The sequence below is a fragment of the Alkalibacterium pelagium genome (genome assembly GCF_900109325.1).
Taxonomy (GTDB): domain Bacteria; phylum Bacillota; class Bacilli; order Lactobacillales; family Carnobacteriaceae_A; genus Alkalibacterium; species Alkalibacterium pelagium.
On sequence record NZ_FNZU01000019.1, the window covers coordinates 1 to 24,690 of the forward strand.

The 24,690-nt window shown below is 40.6% G+C and carries 26 protein-coding genes and 2 pseudogenes; 3 read left to right on the forward strand and 25 right to left on the reverse strand.

The genetic code is table 11. The features are described from left to right. The 8 genes from BMX79_RS11650 to BMX79_RS11685 all read right to left on the reverse strand — a co-directional run. Window positions 1-243 (reverse strand): helix-turn-helix domain-containing protein (locus BMX79_RS11650; protein WP_143059451.1); only part of this gene is annotated, 243 nt, incomplete at its 3' end. Window positions 244-335: 92 nt separating this feature from the next. Then, complete coding sequence (locus tag BMX79_RS11655; RefSeq protein WP_091482889.1) at window positions 336-905, reverse strand: NADPH-dependent FMN reductase; 570 nt, start codon at window positions 903-905, stop codon at window positions 336-338. A 39-nt stretch (window positions 906-944) separates the two neighbouring features. Then, a complete protein-coding gene (locus BMX79_RS11660; RefSeq protein WP_091482891.1) occupies window positions 945-1,883 on the reverse strand; it encodes a ring-cleaving dioxygenase in 939 nt (312 codons plus the stop codon). A 60-nt stretch (window positions 1,884-1,943) separates the two neighbouring features. Then, a complete protein-coding gene (locus tag BMX79_RS11665) occupies window positions 1,944-2,381 on the reverse strand; it encodes a MarR family winged helix-turn-helix transcriptional regulator (protein WP_091482893.1) in 438 nt (145 codons plus the stop codon). A gap of 255 nt (window positions 2,382-2,636) precedes the next feature. Next, the gene (locus tag BMX79_RS11670; protein WP_091482895.1) at window positions 2,637-3,407 is read right to left on the reverse strand and encodes an ABC transporter permease; all 771 of its coding nucleotides are present in this window, start codon (window positions 3,405-3,407) and stop codon (window positions 2,637-2,639) included. Further along, window positions 3,400-4,335, reverse strand: a complete 936-nt coding sequence (locus tag BMX79_RS11675) for an ABC transporter ATP-binding protein (RefSeq protein ID WP_091482897.1) — start codon at window positions 4,333-4,335, stop codon at window positions 3,400-3,402. The genes BMX79_RS11670 and BMX79_RS11675 overlap by 8 nt, the downstream gene beginning before the upstream one ends. A 198-nt stretch (window positions 4,336-4,533) precedes the next feature. Continuing rightward, window positions 4,534-5,040: a hypothetical protein gene (locus BMX79_RS11680; RefSeq protein ID WP_091482899.1), complete on the reverse strand. Its 507-nt coding sequence runs from the start codon at window positions 5,038-5,040 to the stop codon at window positions 4,534-4,536. 55 nt (window positions 5,041-5,095) lie between these two features. After that, window positions 5,096-6,049, reverse strand: coding sequence for an NAD-dependent epimerase/dehydratase family protein (locus BMX79_RS11685; RefSeq protein WP_091482901.1), 954 nt, complete (start codon window positions 6,047-6,049; stop codon window positions 5,096-5,098). A 268-nt stretch (window positions 6,050-6,317) separates the two neighbouring features. Here BMX79_RS11685 and BMX79_RS11690 point away from each other — a divergent pair, with 268 nt between their 5' ends. Then, complete coding sequence (locus tag BMX79_RS11690) at window positions 6,318-8,213, forward strand: putative bifunctional diguanylate cyclase/phosphodiesterase (protein ID WP_170231053.1); 1,896 nt, start codon at window positions 6,318-6,320, stop codon at window positions 8,211-8,213. A 196-nt stretch (window positions 8,214-8,409) separates the two neighbouring features. Here the strand turns inward: BMX79_RS11690 and BMX79_RS11695 are convergent, their stop codons facing one another. Next, a complete protein-coding gene (locus BMX79_RS11695; protein ID WP_091482905.1) occupies window positions 8,410-8,679 on the reverse strand; it encodes a barstar family protein in 270 nt (89 codons plus the stop codon). A 3-nt stretch (window positions 8,680-8,682) separates the two neighbouring features. Continuing rightward, the gene (locus BMX79_RS11700) at window positions 8,683-9,189 is read right to left on the reverse strand and encodes a ribonuclease domain-containing protein (RefSeq protein ID WP_091482908.1); all 507 of its coding nucleotides are present in this window, start codon (window positions 9,187-9,189) and stop codon (window positions 8,683-8,685) included. Between the two features lie 256 nt (window positions 9,190-9,445). Between BMX79_RS11700 and BMX79_RS11705 the strand changes: the two genes are divergently transcribed. After that, window positions 9,446-10,204 carry a MurR/RpiR family transcriptional regulator gene (locus BMX79_RS11705; RefSeq protein ID WP_091482910.1) on the forward strand — a complete coding sequence of 253 codons (759 nt, stop codon included), beginning with the start codon at window positions 9,446-9,448 and terminating at the stop codon, window positions 10,202-10,204. Window positions 10,205-10,247: 43 nt separating this feature from the next. Here the strand turns inward: BMX79_RS11705 and BMX79_RS11710 are convergent, their stop codons facing one another. From BMX79_RS11710 to BMX79_RS12750, 15 genes and pseudogenes are all read right to left on the reverse strand, one after another. After that, a complete protein-coding gene (locus tag BMX79_RS11710) occupies window positions 10,248-11,576 on the reverse strand; it encodes a 6-phospho-alpha-glucosidase (protein WP_091482912.1) in 1,329 nt (442 codons plus the stop codon). Next, entirely contained in the window at window positions 11,566-13,164 is a 1,599-nt protein-coding gene (locus BMX79_RS11715) for a PTS transporter subunit EIIC (protein ID WP_246117704.1), read from the reverse strand. Before BMX79_RS11715 ends, BMX79_RS11710 begins: the two co-directional genes overlap by 11 nt. 401 nt (window positions 13,165-13,565) lie before the next feature. Further along, window positions 13,566-13,970, reverse strand: coding sequence for a hypothetical protein (locus tag BMX79_RS11720; RefSeq protein WP_091482914.1), 405 nt, complete (start codon window positions 13,968-13,970; stop codon window positions 13,566-13,568). A gap of 14 nt (window positions 13,971-13,984) precedes the next feature. Further along, a complete protein-coding gene (locus BMX79_RS11725) occupies window positions 13,985-14,422 on the reverse strand; it encodes a LytTR family DNA-binding domain-containing protein (RefSeq protein ID WP_091482916.1) in 438 nt (145 codons plus the stop codon). A gap of 277 nt (window positions 14,423-14,699) precedes the next feature. Then, window positions 14,700-15,269, reverse strand: coding sequence for a YdeI/OmpD-associated family protein (locus tag BMX79_RS11730; RefSeq protein WP_091482918.1), 570 nt, complete (start codon window positions 15,267-15,269; stop codon window positions 14,700-14,702). 149 nt (window positions 15,270-15,418) lie between these two features. Continuing rightward, window positions 15,419-17,428, reverse strand: coding sequence for a bifunctional metallophosphatase/5'-nucleotidase (locus BMX79_RS11735; protein ID WP_091482920.1), 2,010 nt, complete (start codon window positions 17,426-17,428; stop codon window positions 15,419-15,421). Window positions 17,429-17,835: 407 nt separating this feature from the next. Then, a complete protein-coding gene (locus BMX79_RS11740; RefSeq protein WP_091482922.1) occupies window positions 17,836-18,183 on the reverse strand; it encodes an SRPBCC domain-containing protein in 348 nt (115 codons plus the stop codon). Between the two features lie 32 nt (window positions 18,184-18,215). Next, window positions 18,216-18,992 (reverse strand): TMEM164 family acyltransferase, encoded by a 777-nt coding sequence (locus tag BMX79_RS11745; protein ID WP_091482924.1) that lies wholly within the window; start codon window positions 18,990-18,992, stop codon window positions 18,216-18,218. A 347-nt stretch (window positions 18,993-19,339) separates the two neighbouring features. Next, window positions 19,340-19,465: a hypothetical protein gene (locus BMX79_RS12745; protein ID WP_034299989.1), complete on the reverse strand. Its 126-nt coding sequence runs from the start codon at window positions 19,463-19,465 to the stop codon at window positions 19,340-19,342. A gap of 426 nt (window positions 19,466-19,891) precedes the next feature. After that, window positions 19,892-20,599, reverse strand: a complete 708-nt coding sequence (locus BMX79_RS11750) for a Crp/Fnr family transcriptional regulator (RefSeq protein WP_091482926.1) — start codon at window positions 20,597-20,599, stop codon at window positions 19,892-19,894. A 64-nt stretch (window positions 20,600-20,663) separates the two neighbouring features. Continuing rightward, window positions 20,664-20,897, reverse strand: a complete 234-nt coding sequence (locus BMX79_RS11755; protein ID WP_026907428.1) for a heavy-metal-associated domain-containing protein — start codon at window positions 20,895-20,897, stop codon at window positions 20,664-20,666. A 65-nt stretch (window positions 20,898-20,962) separates the two neighbouring features. Beyond that, complete coding sequence (locus tag BMX79_RS11760; RefSeq protein WP_026907429.1) at window positions 20,963-21,262, reverse strand: hypothetical protein; 300 nt, start codon at window positions 21,260-21,262, stop codon at window positions 20,963-20,965. Window positions 21,263-21,295: 33 nt separating this feature from the next. Continuing rightward, on the reverse strand, window positions 21,296-21,529 hold the full coding sequence (locus BMX79_RS11765; RefSeq protein ID WP_026907430.1) for a heavy-metal-associated domain-containing protein: 234 nt from the start codon (window positions 21,527-21,529) through the stop codon (window positions 21,296-21,298). 192 nt (window positions 21,530-21,721) lie between these two features. Further along, the gene (locus tag BMX79_RS11770) at window positions 21,722-23,575 is read right to left on the reverse strand and encodes a heavy metal translocating P-type ATPase (protein WP_091482928.1); all 1,854 of its coding nucleotides are present in this window, start codon (window positions 23,573-23,575) and stop codon (window positions 21,722-21,724) included. Between the two features lie 506 nt (window positions 23,576-24,081). Beyond that, window positions 24,082-24,199: pseudogene (locus tag BMX79_RS12750) on the reverse strand (IS4 family transposase); the annotation flags it as partial. 121 nt (window positions 24,200-24,320) lie between these two features. Here BMX79_RS12750 and BMX79_RS11775 point away from each other — a divergent pair. Then, window positions 24,321-24,690, forward strand: a pseudogene (locus tag BMX79_RS11775) (helix-turn-helix domain-containing protein); the annotation flags it as partial.

A 24,690-nucleotide genomic window follows, 5' to 3' on the forward strand; every position in this document is an offset into this window, starting at 1 on the left:
TGGGGTGTTTAGGTAATGCTCAACTGCTTGTCTCTTTAGTTTGTCTGAATAGGTATTCCACTCTATGGATTCTTTTAATCCTTCAATCCCTTTAGCTCGATAACTGCGAAGCCATCCTTTAATAGTCGAAGAATCTATTCCTTCCCTTTTGGCCAAAGAGTAAATAGATTCTCTTTCATTAATTACTTTTTCAACGATTTCATATCGTTCGTTTATACTGTGTGTTGTCGTTCGTTTAGACATAAAAATACTCCCCTTAATGTGTCAGAGAATTTTTATTATTTCTCTGTCTACTATAAGGGGAGCATATCAATCTGACCTGCTTCATCACTATTTTATTTTACTTCAGCTTCTTCTTTCACTCTCAATGGTTTCAACGCACCGCTCCAGGCATTGACCTGATCGAGCATGGCATGCATGTTACTCAAGTGGAGTTCAGCCGGTTTGAATGTCTTAAAGTTCTCGAAGTCCGTAAACAGAGACAAGGTCGGGTGAACCCGAACGTCAGCAATTTTCAGCTCAGCCATGACGCCGCGCAAGTGCTCTGCCGCGCGTGCGCCACCAGTCGATCCATAGCTGACTATGCCTGCCGCTTTGTCGTGCCATTCTTCTCTTAAATGGTCGATTGCATTTTTCAGTACCCCAGAAAAGCTATGATTGTATTCCTGAACGATGAAAACATAGCCGTCCAGTTCACTGATTTTTTCCTTCCAGTCAGCGATTCCCGGCTCAGTTCCGTCGGTAGTGCCTAGAAACGGCAGCTGATAATCAAGGATATCTACGATTTCATAGTTGGCATCACCGCGTTCATCTGCAATTTCTTTGACCCAGTCACCCACCTGAGGGCTGACACGTCCATCTCGTGTGCTGCCTAAAATAATACCGATGTTTAGTTTTTCTGTCATTTTAATTATCTCCTTTTCTATTCCATAGTCTGTTTTACTTTAATCCAATGGGGTCAGGTTACTTTCAATTTCAACACGTCTGTCTTCCAAAAACGGTGGAAGAACGAGGTACTCGCCTAACTGATCACTGCTCTGATCGACTGTGAATCCCGGTTTATCTGTGGCTATCTCAAACAGGATGCCGTTTGACTCCCTGAAGTAGAGACTCTGGAAGTAATAGCGGTCAACCAGACCGGACGAGGCAAAATGATTAGTTCTCGCCAAATCGTCCCAATAGTTCAGCTCGGATTTTTCACTGACTCGAATAGCCAGATGATGAATGCTTCCTCTTCCAGGACGTTCGTCGGGGCCATCGAGGTGCTTGACCAGAATTTCCCCATAACTGTCTCTCTTTTGGGTCTGATAAAGCGTGTCTGTATGTTCCTGATAAACAGGAGCATAACCCATCAGCTCGGTCAGTGTGTGAGCAAGCTTTTCGCTGTTGCGTACCGTTATTTCGATCGGTCCCATGCCTCGGATCTGATGATCTTCAGGCACCTCTGACTGAGGGTAACTTTCCCAGTGAGACATTTCTTCACCGTTCGCTACTAGTAAAACAAGCTGCAGCCCATCCGGATCTTCAAATTTAATAGCCTGACGTCTGGCATAAGTTGTGATACTGCCGTGGTAGACATCCAGCTCCTCAAAACGTGCTTTCCAGTAGTTCAGACTTTCTTCCGTCGGTACCATCAGACCGATCCGGGTGATTGCATTCGTCCCTCTGTGTGTACGCCCGATGTTCGGCATTTCAAAGAAGGTGAGGCCCGTTCCCGGAGTACCAGTCTTGTCTCCGTAAAATAAGTGATACATGGACGGGTCGTCCTGATTGACGGTAACTTTGACTCGGCGTAGTCCCAGGATATTTTTGTAAAAATGATCCGTCTCTTTTGCATTCTTCACCAGCATGGAAATATGGTGATGTCCTAAAATTGTTGACATGTGTTTCCCTCCTGTAATCTTTATTTGACTAGTCAATTGATCAAGTAAAAAAATCGGGCACTACTGGCCCAGTTCTTTTTCTGTGTGTCGTTGGACTTTCGTCATCAATTTATATAAAGTCTTCTGTTCTTCTCTGGACAGGCAGTCCTCCATCAGCGATGTCTGAAATGCCAGCTGGTGTTCGAACACACTTTCCAGTTTCGCTTCGCCTTTATCAGTCAGGCTGATCCACTTTGTCTTCCATTCACTGGTCCGCTGGATATATCCGTCCCGCTCCAGTCTACTCAGCATCCTCGAAATGCCACCGGCTGAAATCGTAATCTTCTCGGCCAGTTCACTTTGGGACAAAGGCTGATAGGTGCCAATCTGATTCAGTACATCGAACTGAGCGGCCGTGATGTCAAAGCTTTTCAGAAAGTCGTTGGACAACAATGCACTCTGATGTGTAAATCGCGTAATGCGAACCCAGATCAGTGACGCTAACGTATTTCTTTTCACCGGTATCATTCCTTTCTATAAAATCAGTTTACATGTTAACTGATAAAAAAGCAAGTCTTTTATCTTATTTTTTGTAAGTAACATTTGTAAAAACACAGACAGGACTATTACTGGGCTGTCACACTAAAACCTGGGACGACTAAAAAACTTTTTACCCCTATATAAAAGCCTGTCGGAATCAGTTGAATACACTAATTCCGACAGGCGAGAGTTTGATTTTTTATGGCAATGTCTTCCTGAATAGTAAGATTATAATTAACTTCGCAGTCCCCGGCCTTTTTCAATCAGATACCAGTCGATAGAATATAAAACGATGATGAAAAGGATCAGAATCAGGACAGAGAAAACGATTGGTACATCGATGACACCCAGGAAGCCGAAGCGGAAACCAGAAATCATGTAGACGATCGGGTTCACGCGGGAAACGGCTTGCCAGAATGGCGGCAGCATTGAAATAGCATAAAATACCCCACCCAGATAAGTCAGCGGCTGTAAGACGAATGTCGGAACAATCGACACATCATCAAAAGACTGTGCGAAGATTCCATTCAGAAGTCCAGCCAGTGAAAAGAGAATAGATGTCATCAGAAGTGTCAGAGTGACTACACTCCACGAGTAGACTTGCAGCGGTACGAAGAACAGAGAAATAATCGTGACAAGTGTTCCTACAAGTATGCTTCTTCCAAGTCCCCCTACGACGAATCCCCACATAATGATATGCGTCGGAACGGGTGCAATTAAAAGTTCTTCGATGTTCTTCTGAAATTTCTGAGAAAAGAAGGATGACGAGACATTCGAATAGGAACTTGTAATGACCGACATCATGATCAGTCCGGGTACGATAAATTCCATATAGGAGAAGCCTTCCATTTCACCGATTCGTCCGCCGATCAGATTTCCGAAGATAACGAAATACAAGGAAGTCGTTATGACTGGTGGAACTAGGGTCTGGACCCAGATTCTTAAATAGCGGTTCGTCTCCTTGACCGCCAGACTTTTTAACGCTGTAAAATATAGACTAAACATGTGCATCCTCCACTACGTGTTTTTCTTCCGTAATTTTCAGAAAGAGCTCTTCTAGACGATTCGATTTGTTTCTCATGGACAGAACTTTGATTCCCTGTTCGGTCAGCTGACTGAACACCTCGTTGATACCCTGATCGCGGGCAACTTCTACTGCCAATGTCGAATCTTCGATCATTTCAAAGTCAAAACCAGTAATGACCGGTTGTCTGTCTGATGAATCGAGGTCCAGAATAAAGGTTTCAAATTGAAGTTTCGCCAGAAGAGACTTCATGCTCGTATTTTCAATCAGTTCCCCTTTTTGAATGATCCCGATATTGCGACAGAGCATTTCCGCTTCTTCCAGATAGTGGGTGGTCAGAATAATGGTAGTTCCTTTGGCATTCAATTCTTTCAGGAAGGTCCACATCTCGCGGCGCAGCTCTATATCCACACCGGCAGTCGGCTCATCCAGAATCAGCAGCTTCGGTTCATGCATCAAAGCACGGGCAATCATCAGACGACGTTTCATCCCACCGGACAGCATGCGTGCCCGGACCCCTCTCTTTTCCCAGAGATCAGACTGCTTCAGGTACTTCTCACTGCGCTCCAGTGCTTCTTTGCGGGAAACCCCGTAGTAACCGGCTTGATTCACGACAATCTGCTGGACGGTTTCAAACGGATTGAAGTTGAATTCCTGAGGAACCAGCCCGATCTGTCTTTTGACCTGCATCAGCTGCGTGTCCAGATCATAATCAAAGACTTTTACTTTTCCTGAAGTCTTATTCACTAAAGACGTGACGATACCGATCGTCGTAGATTTCCCGGCTCCATTCGGTCCAAGAAGGGCATAAAAATCTCCTTCTTCAACAGTCAGATCAATACCTCGCAGAGCTTCCACGCCTCCTGCATAGACCTTCTTTAAGCCTTGTATTTCAAGTGCATATGTCATTGCTTAACGATCTCCTTATCTATTGATTCTATAATGTAATCCGGCAGAACTTTAAAAGATCACACGTCACTGTATGATAATAAAGTCCAACTTGAACAGTTTAATGTAAACCGACGCAAAAAACCAGACCCTCGTCTTTACAGAAGGTCCAGTTCTGATTATCACATCATGTATTATACGCCTTAAACGAATTATCTTCTACTCTAAGATCAGAGAAAATGCATAACTTGCTTCTCCCTGTTCCCACTCTGCCTGCACTTCGTAAACGACTTCCCCCTGACCGGACAAATCAATATCCGACGACGATCCGGTGGTGGTCGATTCATTTTCCCAGATCCGGATCGAATAATCGTCGGGCTCCTCTTCAAAGTCAAAGGTGACAGACATGTCAGATGTCGCTTCTACTGGATCCATAGTTCTGACCAGTTCCGGGGGAGCAGCAGCATCAACAACTGTAGTCGTCGTTGTGCCGTCTTCGTTATCGATACTCCATCTATATATGCCAAGCACCGGCCGGACCGTTTCTTCCCCGACCTGAATGGTCAGTCCCGGTGGAGACAGGTCAGGATCCTCTCCTGCGTCATCCGTTTGATTGGGTTCCGTTTCAACTGTTTCATCACTTTCATTAGTCACCGCACAAGCCGCAAGAGTCAAAAGCATCGAACAGGTCAAACCGATTAAAGCCAGTCTTTTTCTCAAAGTCATCCACTTCCTCCTTCTCATTATTGGAAGAACAATGTTATAGACATTTCCATCATCATTACTTGAGCGTTATAATCCCCCGGTCAATATAACTCTGAACAGCTGACTCAACTACTTGTACAGCCGAATACCTCGGACGGAAACCGAGCAGGGTCTTCGCTTTTTCAATACTGAAGTGCCCACTTCTAGCAAGGTGATAATACGATATGCTGCTGAGTCTTTCATCATCCACGTAATCGACCCATTTGTCCCATGAAAGGAAAGTAATGCTTGGCTCCTGCTTGAAAAAGCGGTACATGGCCATCGTATACCCGTAAAGGGTCAGCGACTCTTCGGACACAGCATAGAAATTCTCTCCCAGCGCCTGAGTCCGGTGAGTCATCGCATCGACAAACATCTGGGCAATATCTTCTCCATGAACCGGATGCAGTGTTTCCATCCCCAGATTCGGCAGACTGATTTCCTTCCCGTCCGCTATTGCCTGAAACACTTTATCATCCCCGTGCCCCAGCGGATTGATGATCGACCAGCCTGGACCACAGATCTGACCTGGACTGATCATCGTAGCCGGAAAACCATTCACCCGATATTCATTCAGCAGGTATTTCTCACTCTCATATTTCTGCCTCCCGTATTCGTCCATCGGGTGCTTTTCTCCATTCGGATCAACCGGAATCGTTTCGGCCCTGCCATGCGTCCAGATGGTCGAGCAATACAGATAATGCGACAGGTTAGTTTCTTTGAGGGCTTCCACCATCTCTTTGACTTCGTCCACTTTGAAACAGATCAGATCGATCACGACATCCGCATTCATTTCAGCCACTTTCTGTGAAAAGAGCGGGTCACTGCTTCGGTCCAGCGCCACATGCTCTGCTTTATCCCATGCCCGGTCTTTGATATAAGGCTCACGGTTCCCGCGACTGATCATCGTTACCTGATGATCCTGCCTGACCAGCTTCGGCACCAGATACGTACCAATATGTCCACTTCCACCTATGACAACTACTTTCATTAGTTTAGCCCTCCTTGTATCTATTAATCTTCAATTTAATTTCATTCCATAACTATTATTACCGTCATTTTCTATTCAAAAATTATTAATGTAGCAAGAATATTTTCTTAAGTCTGGGGCATCTTACTACTAAATAGTTCAAATTAGGGATAATTACTGGCTTAGCTTCCCTATGTCTGATATATTTATTCTAGCATTTAATTTTCCTGACATACACTAAAAGGAGATTACTGTGTTAATTTAAACTGAAAAAGGAGATACCATGCTTATGTCGTCGAAACATACAAAAAGAGGACTGATTTATGTCACTTATTGTCTTGTCGGTTTCTTTGCGATCCCTTATATCTTGAATCATTATAATGTTTCGTACACTCCAATCACTGCAATCTTACATATTCTTATTTTAATCCTGCTTGTGTATACACTCTATCAGTATCGGCAACTAGATGGTGTACATGAAATCAACCAGAAATATAAAGAGAATCGACAGAAACTGCTTTTAAGAGAAAACGAGTTGAACTCTTTATTCGATAATAACAACGCCTATCTATGGACCATTGACTTTGCGGAAAAAACTTTCCTGCCCTCTCAAGGTTTCGAACAGGTTTACGGGTTTTCAAGAGATGAATTCATGAAGAATTATGAGTTATGGAAAGACCGTGTGATCCCTGAAGACATGCATATTGCAGAAGAGCATTACGCCAGACTGAAATCAGGCCTTCCTTCAAACCGCTCGTTCCGTTTCAGAAATGGAGATGAAGAAATCCGCTGGTTGGATGCATGGGGTAAACCGATTTTTAATGAAAAAAATAAAGTGACTCATTTAACCGGAGTGGCCTATGATATCACCGAGCGAAAAGAGCTCGAAGAGAAACTTTATCACAATGCTACTCATGACTATCTGACCGGGCTGCCGAACAGAAAGAAACTGATGCAGCATATGGAAGACGAAATGTCTAAATGTTCTGAAAACAAAGAGTCACTAGCCGTCCTGTTTCTCGATCTTGATCACTTCAAGTTCATCAATGACAGTTATGGACACAATGTCGGAGACAAACTTCTCGTCCAGATCGGTGATCGCCTGCAACGATTTATCGGAAACAAAGGGATGGTCTCCAGACATGGTGGAGATGAATTTATCGTTATCCTCAGATACAGAGCGTATAAGCAATTCATTAAAGTCGTTCACGGGCTAATTGAGACGTTTAAGACCCCTTACGATTTGAAAGTGGAAGACAGTACGATATCTGCAAGTATTGGCATCAGTATGTATCCAAAAGATGATACGACAATCGAAGGGCTCATCGGAAAAGCTGACCGGGCTATGTACAGAGCTAAAGAACAAGGAAAGAACACTTACCGATTTGCCAACCCCGAGCTTGAAGAAGCTGAAGTTCGGAGAAACACTGTGGAACAGCATCTGAAAAGAGCTGTTCAATTAGAAGAATTTGAGGTTCATTATCAGCCGATCATTAATTTAGTAACAGGGGAAATTTTTGAAACTGAAGCGCTGATCCGATGGAATAACCCGGAATTGGGAACCGTCATGCCTCTGGAATTCATCCCACTTGCAGAAAGATTAGGAATCATGAGCGAAATTGGGCTTTGGGTCATAGATGAAGCAACTAAACAGACCAAACTGTGGCAGGATTCTGGAATGAATATGCGTCTTTCAGTAAATGTCTCCAACACTCAATTCGAAGATCCACTCTTCTCCAGAAAGATAAGTACAATATTAAGCAACAATCAATTTAACGCGGAACAATTAACTATCGAAATCACAGAGAGTGTTCTTTTGAATACTGAAAAAGCATCCAAGACGATCGATCATTTAAGAAACATGGGCATTGAAATTGCAATCGACGATTTTGGAACGGGTTATTCATCCTTAAGCGTCCTCAATTCTCTTCCGATAGATACGATCAAAATCGACAAATCTTTCCTTTCAAGATTGTCAGAAGACCAGAATAATGTTCAGCTAGTCAATACTATCATAAACCTGGGAACCACACTGAACAGCAAAGTGGTTGCAGAAGGCATTGAAACCCCTGATCAGGCTGATTTTCTGAAAGAGTCCGGCTGCCTTTACGGGCAAGGCTTCCTGTACAGTCGACCTGTTTCACCAGCTGACATTACACAGCTGCTTCTTAAACAGAGTGCTTAAATAGTTTAATACTGATCCACACGAAACTATCCACATCCAAACATATTCAGCCAGCATAGTCCTGGATTTGTTTGAATGAGGATAGTTTATTTTTCTGTTCATTTATAAAATCGTCAAAGATGAAAGTTACGAGCTAAATGATGCAGACAGACCTATCTATAATAAAATAGGTGTTGGTGTGTCGGTTTTTTATACTCTAAATGATTTTGAACCTGATATGCTTATTGCCGGCTTCTGCATCTTTAAATGTAGAAATGAGTGCTTCTCCATACTGTCCGAGGTTCACTACTAATGCAGATTTATGAAAGAGTGTAATATCCATATTCTGGCTATGAGACACTAGGGCATCGAATAAGGCATCCAGGTTGTGTCCGTGGTAGCCCGCGAGCTTCAGTTGTTCCTGCAGGAGCTCATGCACTTTTTCTCTGCTGATCATCAGTCTTCCATCCAATTCAACTTCTCGCATATGCTATTCCTCCCCATAAAGCAGTGTAAAACTGTCGTAATGGTCGTCGGTATAATAAATCAGTCCGTCATTGGAGTAGACCAGACGCTCAGCGCCACGGTAGCCTCCTTCATAATTGACATCTGCTTCAAAATACCGTCTCCCATCTTCTTCAGGCAGCAAGCCTTCGCGGTTTCTGAAATAATCTCCACCTATAAGCATTTCATCTGTCACGTCCCATAAATTTCCTTCACTGGCCTCCCAGCCCAATTCACGCGCTTCCTCCTTAGTCATATAATTCTCCGGCAGCTCCTCGAATGTGTAAATATAGAGGGCCACATCTTCCGGGCTTGAGTAGTAGCCTTCTGCATCCAACCCCTCCAGTAGATCGGGATTAAACTGATCCTCTCCTTCTTCCTGACTGGTCTGAGTGGTTTCTGTCACGTCTTCTAGAAGAGTTTCCAGTTCAGCACACCCGGACAGTATTAAACTTATCCACAGAAGTGTTAATGTTATCAGTCGTTTAGTCATACCTTTTCCTGCTTTCTATGCCGATTGCTTGTTCCAGCTTTTAATTATATCAGATCAAATTTAAATATTGTAAGTTGTATTATACAGCAAGATCATTATACTAATGTTTAATTCCTATGTATCTTAGAGGTGAATGATGTTACTTAAGAACTGATTTTTCTGACTACTTTTCAGCAAGACTTAGCCTATTCAATATTAGTGGTTATTTTACTTTGATTCTCTGATACACTTATAGAAAAGATTGAGAGGTGACAACATGAGCTTTTATGACAAGTTAGAACAGAACCGTAAATTTTTGAACGAAAATGAAGAAGAGATACTCTCGTACTTATTAGATCATGGCGAAAATTTACTCGATACAACTATTCGAGAGGTGGCTGGCCATTTCTATACTTCTCCAAACACCATCATTCGTCTAACCCAAAAATTAGATTTCTCGGGGTTTCAGCAATTCAAGGAAGATTTTGTAGCAGCACTGAAAATCCAAAAGTCTCTTGGCGAACTCTATTCTCTAGATGATATGATCATTAAAACTAAACAGCTTATAAACGAAGAAACCATCACGAATATGACTCGGGCTATTCATGAAGCAGATAATATATTATTTTTTGCAGTTGGCTTATCCCGTTTCCCAGCTGAAGAGTTTAGTGAGCGATTAAAAATCGTAGGCAAGCAAAGTCAAACTTTTATTGACCCTCACATAATGAAACACAACGCTCAAATAATGAGCGAAAAAGATCTCGCCATTGCAATCAGTATAAGCGGACGTCATCAGTCGAATGTCTATGCAGCTACGAGCCGGTCAAAAATAGCTGGCGCAAAAACACTGAGTATCACCGGCTTTTCTTCAAATGCATTGGCTAACCTGACTGATCTTCAACTATATGGATTCAGCTCCCCTTTAAAAATTAATGGGCTTGATGCGACTGACCGCTTTTCTATTCATTATTTGACAAATTACTTGTTCGACAAATACATTGAACAGTATCACCATCTCGATACTTCCACAACATAAATAAAGACGGGTGCATACACCACCCGTCTTTATTGTCATTTACTTATTTTAATTCAGGCCAATACTCCTTATTAGCCTCTATTAAAGCATCCAGGACCTGTCTAGCTTTCTTCGCATCAACTACCGTACGGTTGAGCGTCAGTGCTTGTAGTGCTTTAGTATAAGACCCCTCCATGTAAGCTTCAACTGTCAGCTTCTCATAGCCGTGCTGAGACTCGATCAGGCCTTTGTAGAAAGTATCGATCGGTCCAACTGCATAGGGCTGAGGGCCATTAATACTCAGACTGGCAGCTACTTCAATCATGCTGTCATCTGGGAGATTTGAAACAATTCCGTTATTTCTGACCATAACGACATAGGTTTTTCGCAAGTTATGGAAGATTGATCCAGCCACTTCAACCATCATATCCCCATGCGCATCGTTGTGAACGACTGTAGAATCTTTGGCTGTGCCATTTTCAACAATCCGCCTGCATTCTTCAAAGACTTTTTTCTCTCGGCCTTCTCGTACTTCATCGGTACGTGTGCGCGTCGGATCTGCTTTTGAAAACTTATACTCAGGATACAAGTAATATTGGAGATACGTGTTTGGTAAATAATCTGGAAAATCTATCAGCATGTCTTCAACCATCGCATAAGTATCCAGCCAGGACTGATCGCGCTGTTCAGCATCTACTGGTCTGAATCCTCCGTTCAAAATGATATCCTTGATTTCAGGCATTCTATCTTTTCCATCCTCATCATATAAGTTGGTAAACCAGCCGTAATGATTAAGCCCAAAATAGACCGGCTCCAGTTTGTCTGCATCGTAATCGATCAAGCTTGCAAACGAACGCAGTAAATTGACTGGCTGATCACATATATTGAGAATACGCTCTTCTTCCGGGAAGATCTTGTCTAAAGCCAAGGCTACTATAGCTGCTGGATTAGTATAGTTCAAGATCCAGGCATCCGGCGAATATTGTCTTACACTATTGACCATTTGAACCATATCTCGAATGGAACGCAAACCATAAGCAAACCCACCTGGCCCGCATGTTTCCTGACCGATCACCCCATACTTCATAGGAATTTTTTCATCTTTTTCCCGCATATCAAAGCCGCCGGTTCGCATCTGACAGAAGACAAAGTCCACATCACGATATGCTTCTTCTTCATCAGTCGTATAACTGACTTTCACCTCAGGCGCTTCTTCTTTAAAAAGAATTTTGGCAAACTCTCCAATAACTTCCTGACGTTCTGCATCGATGTCATACAGCTTTATTTCTTCAATAGGAAATTCGTTTAAGTGTGTGGTCATGGCCTTAAGGATACCCGGAGACCATGTCGATCCTCCACCTACTAATACGATTCTGCTTTTTTTATTCTTCATGATAATTTGCTGCTCCTTTCACTTTGGGTGCTATGGACTCTACTTTCGGTCCATAGATCACTTGATAATTCGTTTCATCAATTTTGACCACGCCTGCTGCTCCGGTTTTCTTTAACCCGGCTTCATCAACTTTACTTGTGTCTCCCAGTACAAGTCTAAGCCGTGTGAAGCAGTTGTCGATACTTTGAATATTACCGGCACCACCAAGGGCATTGACAATAGCGTCACCTAATTTATCTTCTGAAACTTTAGAATCTGTCTCGATATCCATTTCATCATCATTAACATCTCTACCTGGAGTCAGTACTCTTCTTTTTTCAATGACTGTTTTAAATACAAAGTAATAGATTGGTGCGTAAATGAGTCCTACTAATACTGCCCAGAACCAGTTTGTGGCCGTCCCCTGGAGGATACCGAAAACAAACAGATCAATGACCCCACCTTGTACGTTACCAATGACTACTCCGAGAGCATCCATCAACATAAAGGATAACCCGGCCATAAAAGCATGGAAGATGAATAAAATTGGGGAAACAAAGATAAATGAGAATTCAATGGGTTCAGTGATTCCTGTAGTGAAGCTGGCTAAACCAGATGCTGACATTAACCCTTTGACGTCTTTCTTCTTTTCCTGATAAGCCACTTTCACCATCGCAAAAGCTGCAGCCGGTAAGCCGAATACCATGAAAGGGATCTTACCTTGTGCAAGAAAACGAGTAGCTTCCGCCATCACTCCCAGATCTGGTGAATCTTGAGCAAGAGAGGTATTGAAAATGTTCAATGCTCCAACAACTTGATTGCCATCTATTTCTGCAACTCCGCCAATTGGAGTAAAGCGAACCAGCTGATTTAAAATATGATGAAGACCCGTTGGAATAAGTAATCGTTCCAGAAATCCGAATAAGAAGGTCCCCAGTAGTCCTGCCTGAGCAATGATGTTTCCGATTCCTTCGATTGCAGCACCAAAGAACGGCCATACGAAGTACATCAATATAGCCAGGAACGGAATGCTGACAGTCGTAACGATTGGAACAAATCGTTTACCTCCAAAGAAACTAATTGCTGTCGGTAAGTCGATGGTGTGAAAGGTGTTATGAAGATAAGATACAAGCATCCCCACAATGATTCCTCCGAAAACATTCATCCGTAATGTAAAGATGCCTAGAACTGATTCATATTGAGAAGCCGTTTGTGTGGCTTGTACTTCAGTCAGTCCTGTTTCCATTAAAGCTTCTACAGAATACGTTGCTGCAGTAATATCATTGGCCTGCAGAAGATACTGAATGGTGATATGGAATAACAGGAAGCCAATCACACCCGCAAAAGCTGCTGTTGTCTTTTCCTTTCGAGCAAGTCCAAATGAAATGGAAACTGCAAACAATATTGGTAAGTTCCCGAATATCCCACCTGCAAGTGCCCGAATAATACCAATGACGCTTTGAACTGCAGTCATATTAATAAATGTCTCTCCAACGATACTTGGATTTTGCAGCACTGCAGCTATTCCTAGAAATATACCCGCAGCGGCTATTAATGATATGGGGGTCATTAATGATTTACCCAACCGTTGCCAAAAATCTTTTGCCATGTATAACTCCTCCTTAAAAAGTAATGCCGTCTTTTGATAATCTTATTGTAGACTTAATGTTTAAGCGTTTACAATAGGGAAGAGCGTGGTTTACATTGATTGTCATTGTACACAATATTGTGTACAATACTAGTTTATTCTTACTGAATGTGTTGGAGCAACTGGGTTTAGCGGTTGTAATAGCCTTGCTCTTAAACTTGGCTTGAACTACTTTTAACTAGTCTTACTTGATAATGTGTAGCTTATCCACCCGGCACATAAGAATGAGTGCATTATCAGGGATCCACCTATATAGCAAAACTAAAAACGGATGTACCAGTGTGCGCCTAGATACTGGTACATCCGTTTTATTGGGTTATTATTTTTAGCAACTATAGTAACTGTAGATGTTGCCCTTCTATCTATTTAGCTAACTGGTGATTAATTGCCTGAGCCAGTTGTCTAAGTTCTCTCTTTCTTCTCTGGACGCTAAAATAGTAGATTCCAATAAATAGCACAGTGTTCATCATTAAACCCGCTACTGAATTATCAAAAGTACCAAATAAACTAATTACTAAATTAAAAATAATCAATTGGAAGCCACAATTGATCACGTGATACACTCTTGCTGATTTAACGCTTAGGTAACTTGTGCCGTAAGAGACCAAACATAGAAGTATGATTATGACTGCAAGTAACAGCACTGACAAACTGACATTACCTATATTTATAATCTGGAAGTAATCCAAAGCAGCGTTCAACAGCACGACTACTGAAAATACAAAAGTCATGGTGTTCATATAACTCGAAATGAAATCTTTAATCATAAATAATCCCTCCACTAAATATTTAAATACCTTTTTACTTCCCTCATGTAATGACGGCTGATGATCAGCTTCTCTTCATTTTTCAGGCTTGCTTCCAGTCTATAGTTTTCCATCGGTGCCACACTGGCCAGATAGTCCATATTTAATAGCGTCTGTTTATTGATTTTGACAAAGGATGTCCCTTTAAGCTTTTCTTCCAGTTCATATAACTTTTCTTTAGACTCGTACACGTCACTTTCAGTATATATGAAGGATCGCCCATCTACGCTTTCAAAATAGCAGACGTCGTGACTTACGAGGTAATATTGCTTATCTTTCAATACCCCTTCCAGTTTCACATTTCCCATGTTGATCGTATCTACTATTTTCTGTATGCGTCGATCAAACATGTTATATGTAATGTCAATGACCGCCTCTTTTAATGATCTGTCCTCCGTTAGATTTAGCTTCATCCTCTCACCCTCTCTTGTAGTAATTTCAGTGTATATAGTCTCTATGAAGGATTCAACCAGTTTTGGACAACATGCACATATGGAAGAGTGAAATGCACTACTAACCTAAAAAGTTCAAGACACTCTCATTAGAGAATGTCTTGAACTTTTTACTGACCACTGAGACGATTAACTATAGGAACGATTTTATTTTGACGCTTTTTTCTCAGCATGTCACTTGTGCACAGATTCATTTTTTCAGGTTAAAAAATCAAATATTTGAGACAATAACTAGCAATTAGTAGTTGATCAATCGACCATTATCATTCCATTGTCCGTACATTTTATTTTCTTTCGTCTGTTCAAGAAACTTATTCAACCGTTTGATATACAATTCAGGCTGATTTTTATATGTTTGTATCGTATCCAGTCTGATACGCCTGTATAATTCTGGAAAATTGATGAAGTTCTGGTATGTCTGATCGTCTGCTTTCAAAAGCGCTTTGATCTCTTTGTCTATAGTGAACAACTCTGGTCGCATGTCAGGAAGACTGTTCAGCCCTTCTTCTTTCATCAGACCCAGCTTAATCAGTCTTCTTGCTCGTTCTTTATTTAACTCTGTCCAAGTACTCCTCTTCTTTCTTGGGGACAACCTTTGAGCTAACTGATTATCAGCAGTTTTCTTCATCGTGCTATCAATCCAGCCAAAACAGATGGCTTCCTCTACTGCATCAAGGTATTGGATAACACCCTCCTGATCCTTCATGCTTACTATCACCCAGCAGAAGTCTGCAGTCTTCGCGTTGTTTTCAAGCCATTGCCTTAATTCTTGCCTTGTTTTAGCTTCAATGAGGTTGTTAATTTCCATTGGGCATTCTTCCTTTTTCCTTAAAATAATGCATGCACATCTATTACTTTTCATGTCATTATACACTATAGATGTAAAAAAGAACCCCTTCGAAAAGGAGTTCTTCCAAATTATTCATCTGAGATTCTCACAACAGATACGTTTCTTTTTTATTTTTTCTTTTTGACAAAGTGAGCTGCGGTGCCAGTTGCAATTGATCCCAGTCCAACTAAACCAACGGTCCAGGTAACAGTAGCTGTTTCTGGAAGTCTTTCCAGTTCAGTCTCCGTCTCCACTTCTGCAGCACTCTCATCTTCAGCAGATGGTTCTTCTTCAGTGGTACCCTCTGCAACTTGTTCTGATTCTACACCCTCAAGTTCTTCATCTAGATCAGATCCACTTTCAATTGGCTCCTCACTGACTTCATCCGATATTTCTTCAGTTTCTTCCTCCGGATTTTCTTCAACTTCTTCCATGTCTTCTGTTTCCTCCGAAGTTTCATCATTCTCTACGATTTCTTCAACCTGTTCTTCTTCGATAGGTTCTTCATCTTCTTCAATTGATTCATCGTCCTCTTCAACTGGCTCTTCATCATCATCTGATGGTACCTCTGCTACAGCACGTTCAGAGATCGGTAGGCTCTGTATACGTCCTTCTGTCGTAGCGTAGTCAACTGCACCCAATGCTGCAGTTACGTCCTGCAGGTGCTGAATAATTGCGCTTGTTATCTGACCCGCATCTTCCTGCACAATTGTAGCATTTGAGAAATCATATCCACTTCCACCAGAGGCAATAAAGTTGTTTGTTGCCAGACGATACGTTTGATCGAGATCCATCGGTTCTCCATTAATATAGAGATCGACTTCTGCAAAGGATCGGTCCTCATCATTGTAATAGACAATATAATTTAACCCTGATGTCTGCAGATCTATTCCTGGGCCGGCATCAGTCATTCTACGGTTTACAGAATAGGTGATTACTTCTTTTAAATCATGTCCAGTAATGTCCAAAATAGAGAGTTCATTTCCGAAAGGATCGACTGTAAACACGTCTCTAGCCGTAATATCTCCCGGTTCAATACTTGCTCTAATTCCTCCATTATTAGTGACTGCTATGTCTGCATTAACGTAGCTTCTGATACCGTCTGTGATCATATTTCCTAGAGCAACATCGCCAAAATCGCGCCCCTCTCGACTGAGACCTGTATTAGTAAAACCAACGATTTGAGATAACACTTCTTCCAAATCACGGTTGTATTGATCGACCAGATTCTGTACTTCTTCATCAACATTATCGTCACTTAAATCGGCAACTGCCTGAACGCGTCCATCAACAGATACTTCACCTGTGTCTCCATCAATCGACAAATCAACGACTCCAATATGACTGGAGTTGCTGCCGGCTTGAACGATTGGTGTCCCGTTAACGATCTGCGGCTCGGTCAACAGTGTATGTGAGTGTCCGCCGATAATCAGATCAAAGAAATCCACTTCTTCTGCCAGACGACGGTCTGCTGAATACCCAATATGATTCAAGGCAATCAGAATGTCTACTTCGTCTCTTAGATATTCATACTGTAACGCTGTGTCTACATAGGAATCAAATTCCAGTCCAGCTATCCCAGCAGGATTTGTCGCAGGTGGGTTTTGAGTCAGACCTAAGACACCGACAGAGAAATCATCAAATTCAAAAATCTCATAGGGATCCATCTGCTCAATGGCAATGGAGGAATCAACAACTCGAGTATTTGCAGAAATCCAGTTAAAATGTGATTCGTCTCTTCTATCCTGGAATACACGCTGTCCGTAGTCAAATTCGTGATTCCCGACAACCATTAACTCCAGACCCATTTGATTAAGTAAGGTGATGATTGGTTCTCCATCCTGAAGATCAACAACAGGATTCCCACTGAAAATATCTCCAGCATCCAGATAGAGAGAATTATCAAGCTGAGCACGTTGTTCAGTTAGAAAGTAAGACATTTTACCAAAATTATCGATACTGGCATGTATATCGTTAGTATGAAATACAGTCAAATCGAAACTTTCTGATGAAACAGTGACGACTTCAGATCCTTCTTCTGTGTTGTTGTCTTCATCAGCCGAAACTACCAGCGGAGCCGAAAATAGTATGCTGGAAGATAATAAACTAAGTACAAAAGTTTTGCTTTTGAAAATCATGACATCTCTCCTAAAATATAGTTGGGTTACAGCCAAGTCATTAAGAATAAGTAATGACACATGCAACACCTTTTACAGCATAACTAATCCGCGGAGAGATTTCCATAAAAATACGTAAATTAATTGTATTAAAATTGTAAATGTACGCCTTTTAGCTCTATATCTCGAAAATATTACATTTTTTCATTTAACAATCGGTTATAATCTTAACGAACAAAGTTTTGTACAGTTCTATTAGGAGACTACCTATAAAGTATATTAACAAAGCACAGCTACCTTGTTTCAACAAAGTATTCCAGATTGTCCAGTGAAGAGTTCAATCCATCGATATGATCCTGCTTATTGATTCCGAGCGGGACATTTTCTGCAATGACCGTAATCTTGGTTCCTTCCAGATTCTCTTCAAATTACCAGGTCATCGTCATCACCCCTTTTAAGTCAGGGTCTTCCGAATCGAAAGCGCCTGCCATGACGATTTTCATATCCGGCACAACGTCAACGAAAGTCCCTTCCGAAACATCAGAATCTATAGTCGTTTTTCCTGTAATCTGTTCTTTCTTTTCATAATAGAGAATCAGTCGATACATTCCGCCAACATGTGGTTCGAATAGGGCGACTTCCCCTCTCATCCCTTCAGGCGGAAGCCACTTGATTATTGAATCCGGGTCGATGAAGGCCTGAAAAAGCGTATGAGGAGAAGCTGCGATGAGTTTTGAAACCGTGTCGATTCGTCCAGTTGATAATCGCTCCTGCATTTCAATCGCTCCTTTACAACTTTATTTTATTTTTAGTTAGCTAGTTTCCTTTGAACGTCGGAATCTTTTCTGGAATAAAACAGTTTCGCCACAATATACATCAGGAACATGACGACCGCTCCTATAATGGTAAGGGACAGTATGTAAACCGGATTGAATGTCATTCCAGATACTGTGATATCAGAGCCGAGGCTATACAAGTACACTAAAGGCGCTGCCGATCCCGGTGTATAGGTAAATAAATAATTGGCTTGCTCATTAAAAATATCAGTGAACCAGTTATTTACGATAACTGACAACACATAAAGCGGCACCACAATCGCATAAGCTTTTAAAAGGGCTCTCCGATCAATCCGGATCATCTCTGTTAACAGCAGGTATAGCCCCGTCGCTACAATCAGCATATGCCCAAAAATATAGGAAAGTCCTCGGATGCTAAGTACATTACTGTATGTTTCCAGTGCATCGGCAAATATGATGGCTGCCAGACCTGCAGGTACAGCCAAGCACCAGGCAATCGTGCTAATCACACGACGAGCAGGATTAATCGCAACCATAAGCAGCAGGATGTTGGCAAAGTGAGAGATGTGGAACGGGAATACCTCAGGACCCAAGCCGTCGGTACTGAAAACATAAATTTGTCTGGTAGCTAATATGCCTACCAGGATTATCCCCATCGCTATGGCAACACGTCTCTTTACTGCAAATGCTTTGTATCGAGTGAATATATATAATGTAACGGCGAGCGCAAAAGGAAAAACGATCATAAAGTAATGAAACGTGCTCCACATTTCAAACTGCATCTGCATAATGTATACATCCTCTCACCATCTCTAGTAAAAATACAATAATCTTTCATTTCCAGAACAATTAAATCATTATATCATCCTCTATTATGGGATAAAACTGGGTGCCTCTAGTCATCGGTTTCATTTAGTTTATACTATCATTCTTATTCGGTTTTTAAAATCATATCACATTACAGCTCCCGGAACGGCACTATTACAGAAGTTACGAGATAGATATCGACTGAAAAACTTGAGAAAATCTGCGGCTAAGTGTAATAAAACGGGTGTTCTTTGCTCAAAAATCAGTTTTCGGTTAGACAAAAAGACACCTTCCAGAAGGAAAGTGTCTTGAAATACTGAATATAAGTTTACTTGAAAATAATCGGAGCTTTCCGCATATATTTCTGGTCATTTTTGGCTATGCTTCTTTGGATATCTTTTCCGCCGCCTTGCTTATTCTTTATCAGTTTCTGCATTTTTTCTTTTGGAGTCATTTGTTCCACCACCTCTTTAATTGATGCTTTTTCATTTTATTTCACTAGCGTGTTGTCATCTTTCAGAGGCACTAAAAACAAAAAGGCACCAGCAGAATGCTGATGCCTTTTTGTACTGCAGTATTAAGTTTAAGCCGCAACGGCTCCAATAATTAACGTTTTGAGAATTGTGGAGATTTACGCGCTTTTTTAAGACCTGGTTTTTTATTCTTTGGACTTCACAGAAGTTCATAGACGTTCAAACTACTGTTTCGCAAGTATACCATGATTCATAGGAATGTACAAAGAAGCAATTTTTCGGGCTTGACCGACATTCATCTCCCACTTTCACTGGTGCTTCGCCCCCACGCGTTTAGAAGTGGGAGACTTCTTTCGGAATTAGGTTAAACTTAACCCGTTAGATGATAGCACGCTACTCTCTTATATTTATTCAGTATGAAGTAACAATTGATCTAAATCCATTATTCTAATTTTCTTTTTCGGTAACTGTTTAATCAATCCAAGTTCTTCTAGAGTAGTAAATTTACGGCTGATTGTTTCTGGTGTGGTACCAAGATACGAGGCTAAATCCTTTTTGGACATCGGTAAGATAATCGTTGGACTATTGCCACTTCCCTTTTCAACATTCTCAGCTAAAAAGGATATAATGCGGGTTTCTACATTTTCAATCGCTACTTGTGTGGTTTGTTTTTCAGAATCCTTCAAACGCATCGTTACTTCTGACAGTATTTTTAATGAGATCTGCGGATATTCCACCAAATACTCTTGTAAATCCTCTCGTTTAATTAAACAAATGGATGTATTTTGTAGTGCTTCCGCATAGTTATCATGAATACTTCCAGGTTGGAAAATGGCGACTTCACCTGTAAAATCACCGGGATTTAAAATGCGAACAAGTTGTTCTTTTCCAGAATCCGATAAGCGGTAAATCCGAGCCTTACCTGAATTGATAATATATAAGGTATCATCTTTCTCACCTGCACGGAATAACATTTCCCCTTTTTGTAGATGAAGTGTCTTGGCAGATTCCGCAATCAAATCCATTTGTGAGTCTTCCAAATGGTTGAAAATGGGAACAATACGAATACATTCTGCATGTCCATGTTGGTGATGACAACATTGGTTTTTTTCCAAAATAACCTCTCCTTTTTATAAAAAGCCTAAGAGGGCATCCTAGGCTTCCTTTCTATTCACTCGATTAAGCAGGTTTTACCTTTGATTTGACAACAGGATATCCTAAGTCTTCAATTGCCTTTTCGATATCGTTAATAGCGACTGCTTCTGAATCAAAATCTACTTTTACTTTACTAGCATTGAACATTACTTTCAAGCTATCTTGATTCACACCGTTTATTCCTTTCACCGCATTTTCAATCTTTTGGAGACAAGATGGGCAAGATAAGGTTTCTAATTGAATCGTTGCTTTTTGCATAAATCATTTCCCCCTTCATTTTTTAACGACCGTAAACCAATCTATTCTTTTGTTTTTGAGTTACTTTAAGCCTGATATGCTTTATCTACTTCTGATAACATCTCGAATGTGCCTGCATACGTTTCACATACATCTCCAGGAATGGTGTAGTTGTCTGTGATTTTTCGTAATTGAGCAAATTCAGCATCTAAGTCAGGTTTGTTCGTACCTGCGTCTTTTACTTTTCCACTAATTGTTTCAAACAATTCACGTACTTCAAAGGCTTCTGGGTGATTCTTACCATGGGCCCGTGTAATTGCAGTGGTGTATAAATCCAGCTTTTCAAAATGGTTTGTTATTACTTCGTTAAATGTTTGTTCAGACATTATTCGTTCCCTCTTTCTTGTGGTTTTTTGGTCTTAGGCCGATTTTACTTTTGATTTGACGACTGGATATCCTAAGTCTTCAATGGCTTTTTCGATATCGTTAATGGTGATCGTTTCTGAATCAAAATCTACTTTTACTTTACTGGCATTGAATAATACTTTTAAGCTATCTTGATTAACCCCATTTAATCCTTTCACCGCATTTTCAATCTTTTGCATACAAGATGGACAAGATAATGTTTCTAATTGAATAACTGCTTTTTGCATGAATTATTTCTCCTTTCATCTTATCTTTATTTTTTTTGTTTTCCCTCTTCTTCTTTACAATTTAAGTATAGCTGAGGTTCAACGAAATAAAATTGACGCAAATCAAGTTTTAAGAAAAAAGTAGGGAGTATTTTGTTCTTCCTACCTGAATACTTCCCCTTTATCATTCGTCAAGACAGCTTTCTATTAAATTTATCCTCTCAAACGGTATCGAAGCAATCTCATACCATTCAAGATGACTACTAAGATACTTGCTTCGTGAACCAACATCCCGATTGACATATTCATCCATTCACTAAATAGTAGGCTAGCAAGTAAGACTAATACCACACCAACTGCTATGGTGATGTTCTGTTTCATGTTTCTTGAAGTTGATTTTGTTAAGCCTAATGCGTGTGGTAAACGACTAAAGTCAGAATTCATTAAAACAACATCCGATGTTTCAATTGCAACATCTGTTCCACTTCCCATTGCGATTCCGATATCTGCTAAGGCTAGTGAAGGACTATCATTCACTCCGTCACCGACAAAGGCAATGATCCCGCCTTCTGCTTGCATTTTTTCGATATAAGCAGATTTTCCTTCCGGTAGCATATGACCGTGTGCTTCTGTTAACCCAAGTTCTCGAGCAACTAAATCTACGGTTCCTTGGTTGTCCCCTGAAAGAACGACTAGGTTTTTGACTCCAAGTTTTTTTAGGTTTTGAAGATCTTTTTTAACACCTGGACGGATTTGATCCCGAATACCCATCAGAACGTTTAATTCTCCGTCAACCGCAGTTAACACAAGAGAATTCCCATTTTTCTCAAAGCGTTCGACGTCTTTTTTAGCTTTTTCGCTTAATTTCACATTTTCTTTTTCCATTAACGCTACGTTACCAACGGCTATACGATGAACACCTATTTTTGCTACAATTCCGCCACCTTTAACGACTTCTGTTTCTTCAACAGTATAGAAAGTTGTCTCACCAATATCCTGTAAGACAGCTTTTGCTAGTGGGTGGTCCGATTCGCGCTCCACACTTGCTAAGTATCCTAGAATTTCTTCAGTGTTGTTGCCGTAAAATTCTTTTTCGGCAACTTCAGGGTTTCCTACTGTCAATGTTCCCGTTTTATCAAAAACGATAGTATCTACTCTGCTAAAGTCATTGATAACTTCACTACCTTTTAGGAGGACACCATTACGTGCACCGTTTCCGATACCGGCAACGTTGGATACAGGAACCCCGATAACTAATGCACCTGGACATCCTAAAACAAGAATCGTGATAGCTAGTTCAATATCTTTTGAGAATAGCCAAACAATAAAACCAAGGACTAACACAGCTGGTGTATAGTATTTTGAGAATCGGTCAATGAAACGTTCTGCTTCTGATTTGGAATCCTGTGCCTCTTCCACTAATTCGATAATTCTACCAAATGTTGTATCTTCCCCTACACGATCAGCTCGAATTTGGATCGTTCCATTTTCTAAGATAGATCCTGCAAATACTTCAGAATCAACCTTTTTACTTACAGGTAGAGATTCTCCAGTAATACTTGCTTCATTAATGTGACCTTCACCTGTTAACACGGTTCCATCTACGGGGACTTTTGCACCCGTTTTGACTAATAAAATGTCACCTTCATCTACATCATCGACATCAACTTCTTCAAATTCTCCATTTTCCATTTGCTTTAAAGCACTTTCTGGTGCCAGCTCTGTTAATTCTTTAATGGCAGAACGTGTTTTGTTCAAGGTACGTTGCTCCAAGTAAGAACCAAATAAGAATAAGAAAGTAACGATGGCTGATTCCTCATAATTTTGAATCAATACTGCCCCAATTACTGCAATGGTAACTAAAACATCAATACTGACAACTTTTACTTTTAATGCCTGAAAGGCTTGAATCGCAATTGGTGCTACACCAAGAATAGATGCAATGATGAGCGACCAATTGAAAATGGCCATGTTGTCTAAGGAAAATCGTCCGAAGAATGCAAGTGCAATCAAAATTGCACCGATCAGTGTAATGGAATTCTTTTTACTTAATATATATCTTTGCATGTTGATTCCCTCCAATTTCATTTTCATTTGTATTCCTTGTTGATGACTCAAGTATAGGATGTTTCAATGAAATAAAAATTGATTAGGATCAAGTTCTATTGTAAAAGTGAAAAATTATAAAAGAACAGCAAAACAAATCCAACTGTTTTACTGAATAACTGAATAACTCTTATATATTATCGAACATACAATCAAAAAAATCATTATATTGTACATCACTAGTGTGGCATAAAACTTAGAATAATTGATTTTTATACATTGTTACTTTTATCACAAGTAGTTTTTGTTAAAATTTCCAAAAAAGTCAATTGCTGGTGCAAGGGATGACTTTTTCCAGAAATTTTTAGGGATTATTTAGCTGTCGATTAGTCTATTTGCACTCTCTTTCACTTAACCAGGGGCGAACGATTCTTTGAAACACTCAAACGGTTGTAACTGTAACGCTCTGATTTGTCTCAAAATAGTGAAGAGGGTTGATTTCAACCTTAATTTAAGTTTCATCAGTAACGTCAATAAGTAGACAATCATCGCAAGAATCACTTGATTCTCTACACCTTGTTCAGACTGTGAATAGTACGTTTTAATGGTCAGATGCTGTTTGATGTGCTTGAAAAACAACTCGATGTAACTGCTAGACTGTATTGTGCAGTTATTGCTAAATAAGAATGTGCACTTTTACCCTATTACTTCGTTCCATTTGATAAACTAGAAACGTTAGTTTATTGACTGGAAGGAGAAAAAGAAGGTGGATTTTGAAAAAGTGAACAGAATTGCGAAAGTGCATCATTACAAAAAGAAAGGATTTTCAAATGCGAAAATTAGTCGAATGCTTGGCATTCACCGTAACACAGTAATTAGTGATTTGAAGAAAGAACCAAACGAAGCAGTTGTGTGGGTAGAATCCTTAGCGAATCGGAAAAGAAAATTAGATCCATATAAAGAAACTATTTTAAGCTGGCTGAGTGATGAGCCAGAACTGTCCGCAGCTCAAATTGAAGACTGGCTAGAGGAACAGTTTAATTACAGAGAAGCAGCACCCAGTACTATTCGTTCTTATGTCAGAGAGTTAAGGGAAACCTACGGTATTCCTAAAAGATTAACTTATCGCAATTACG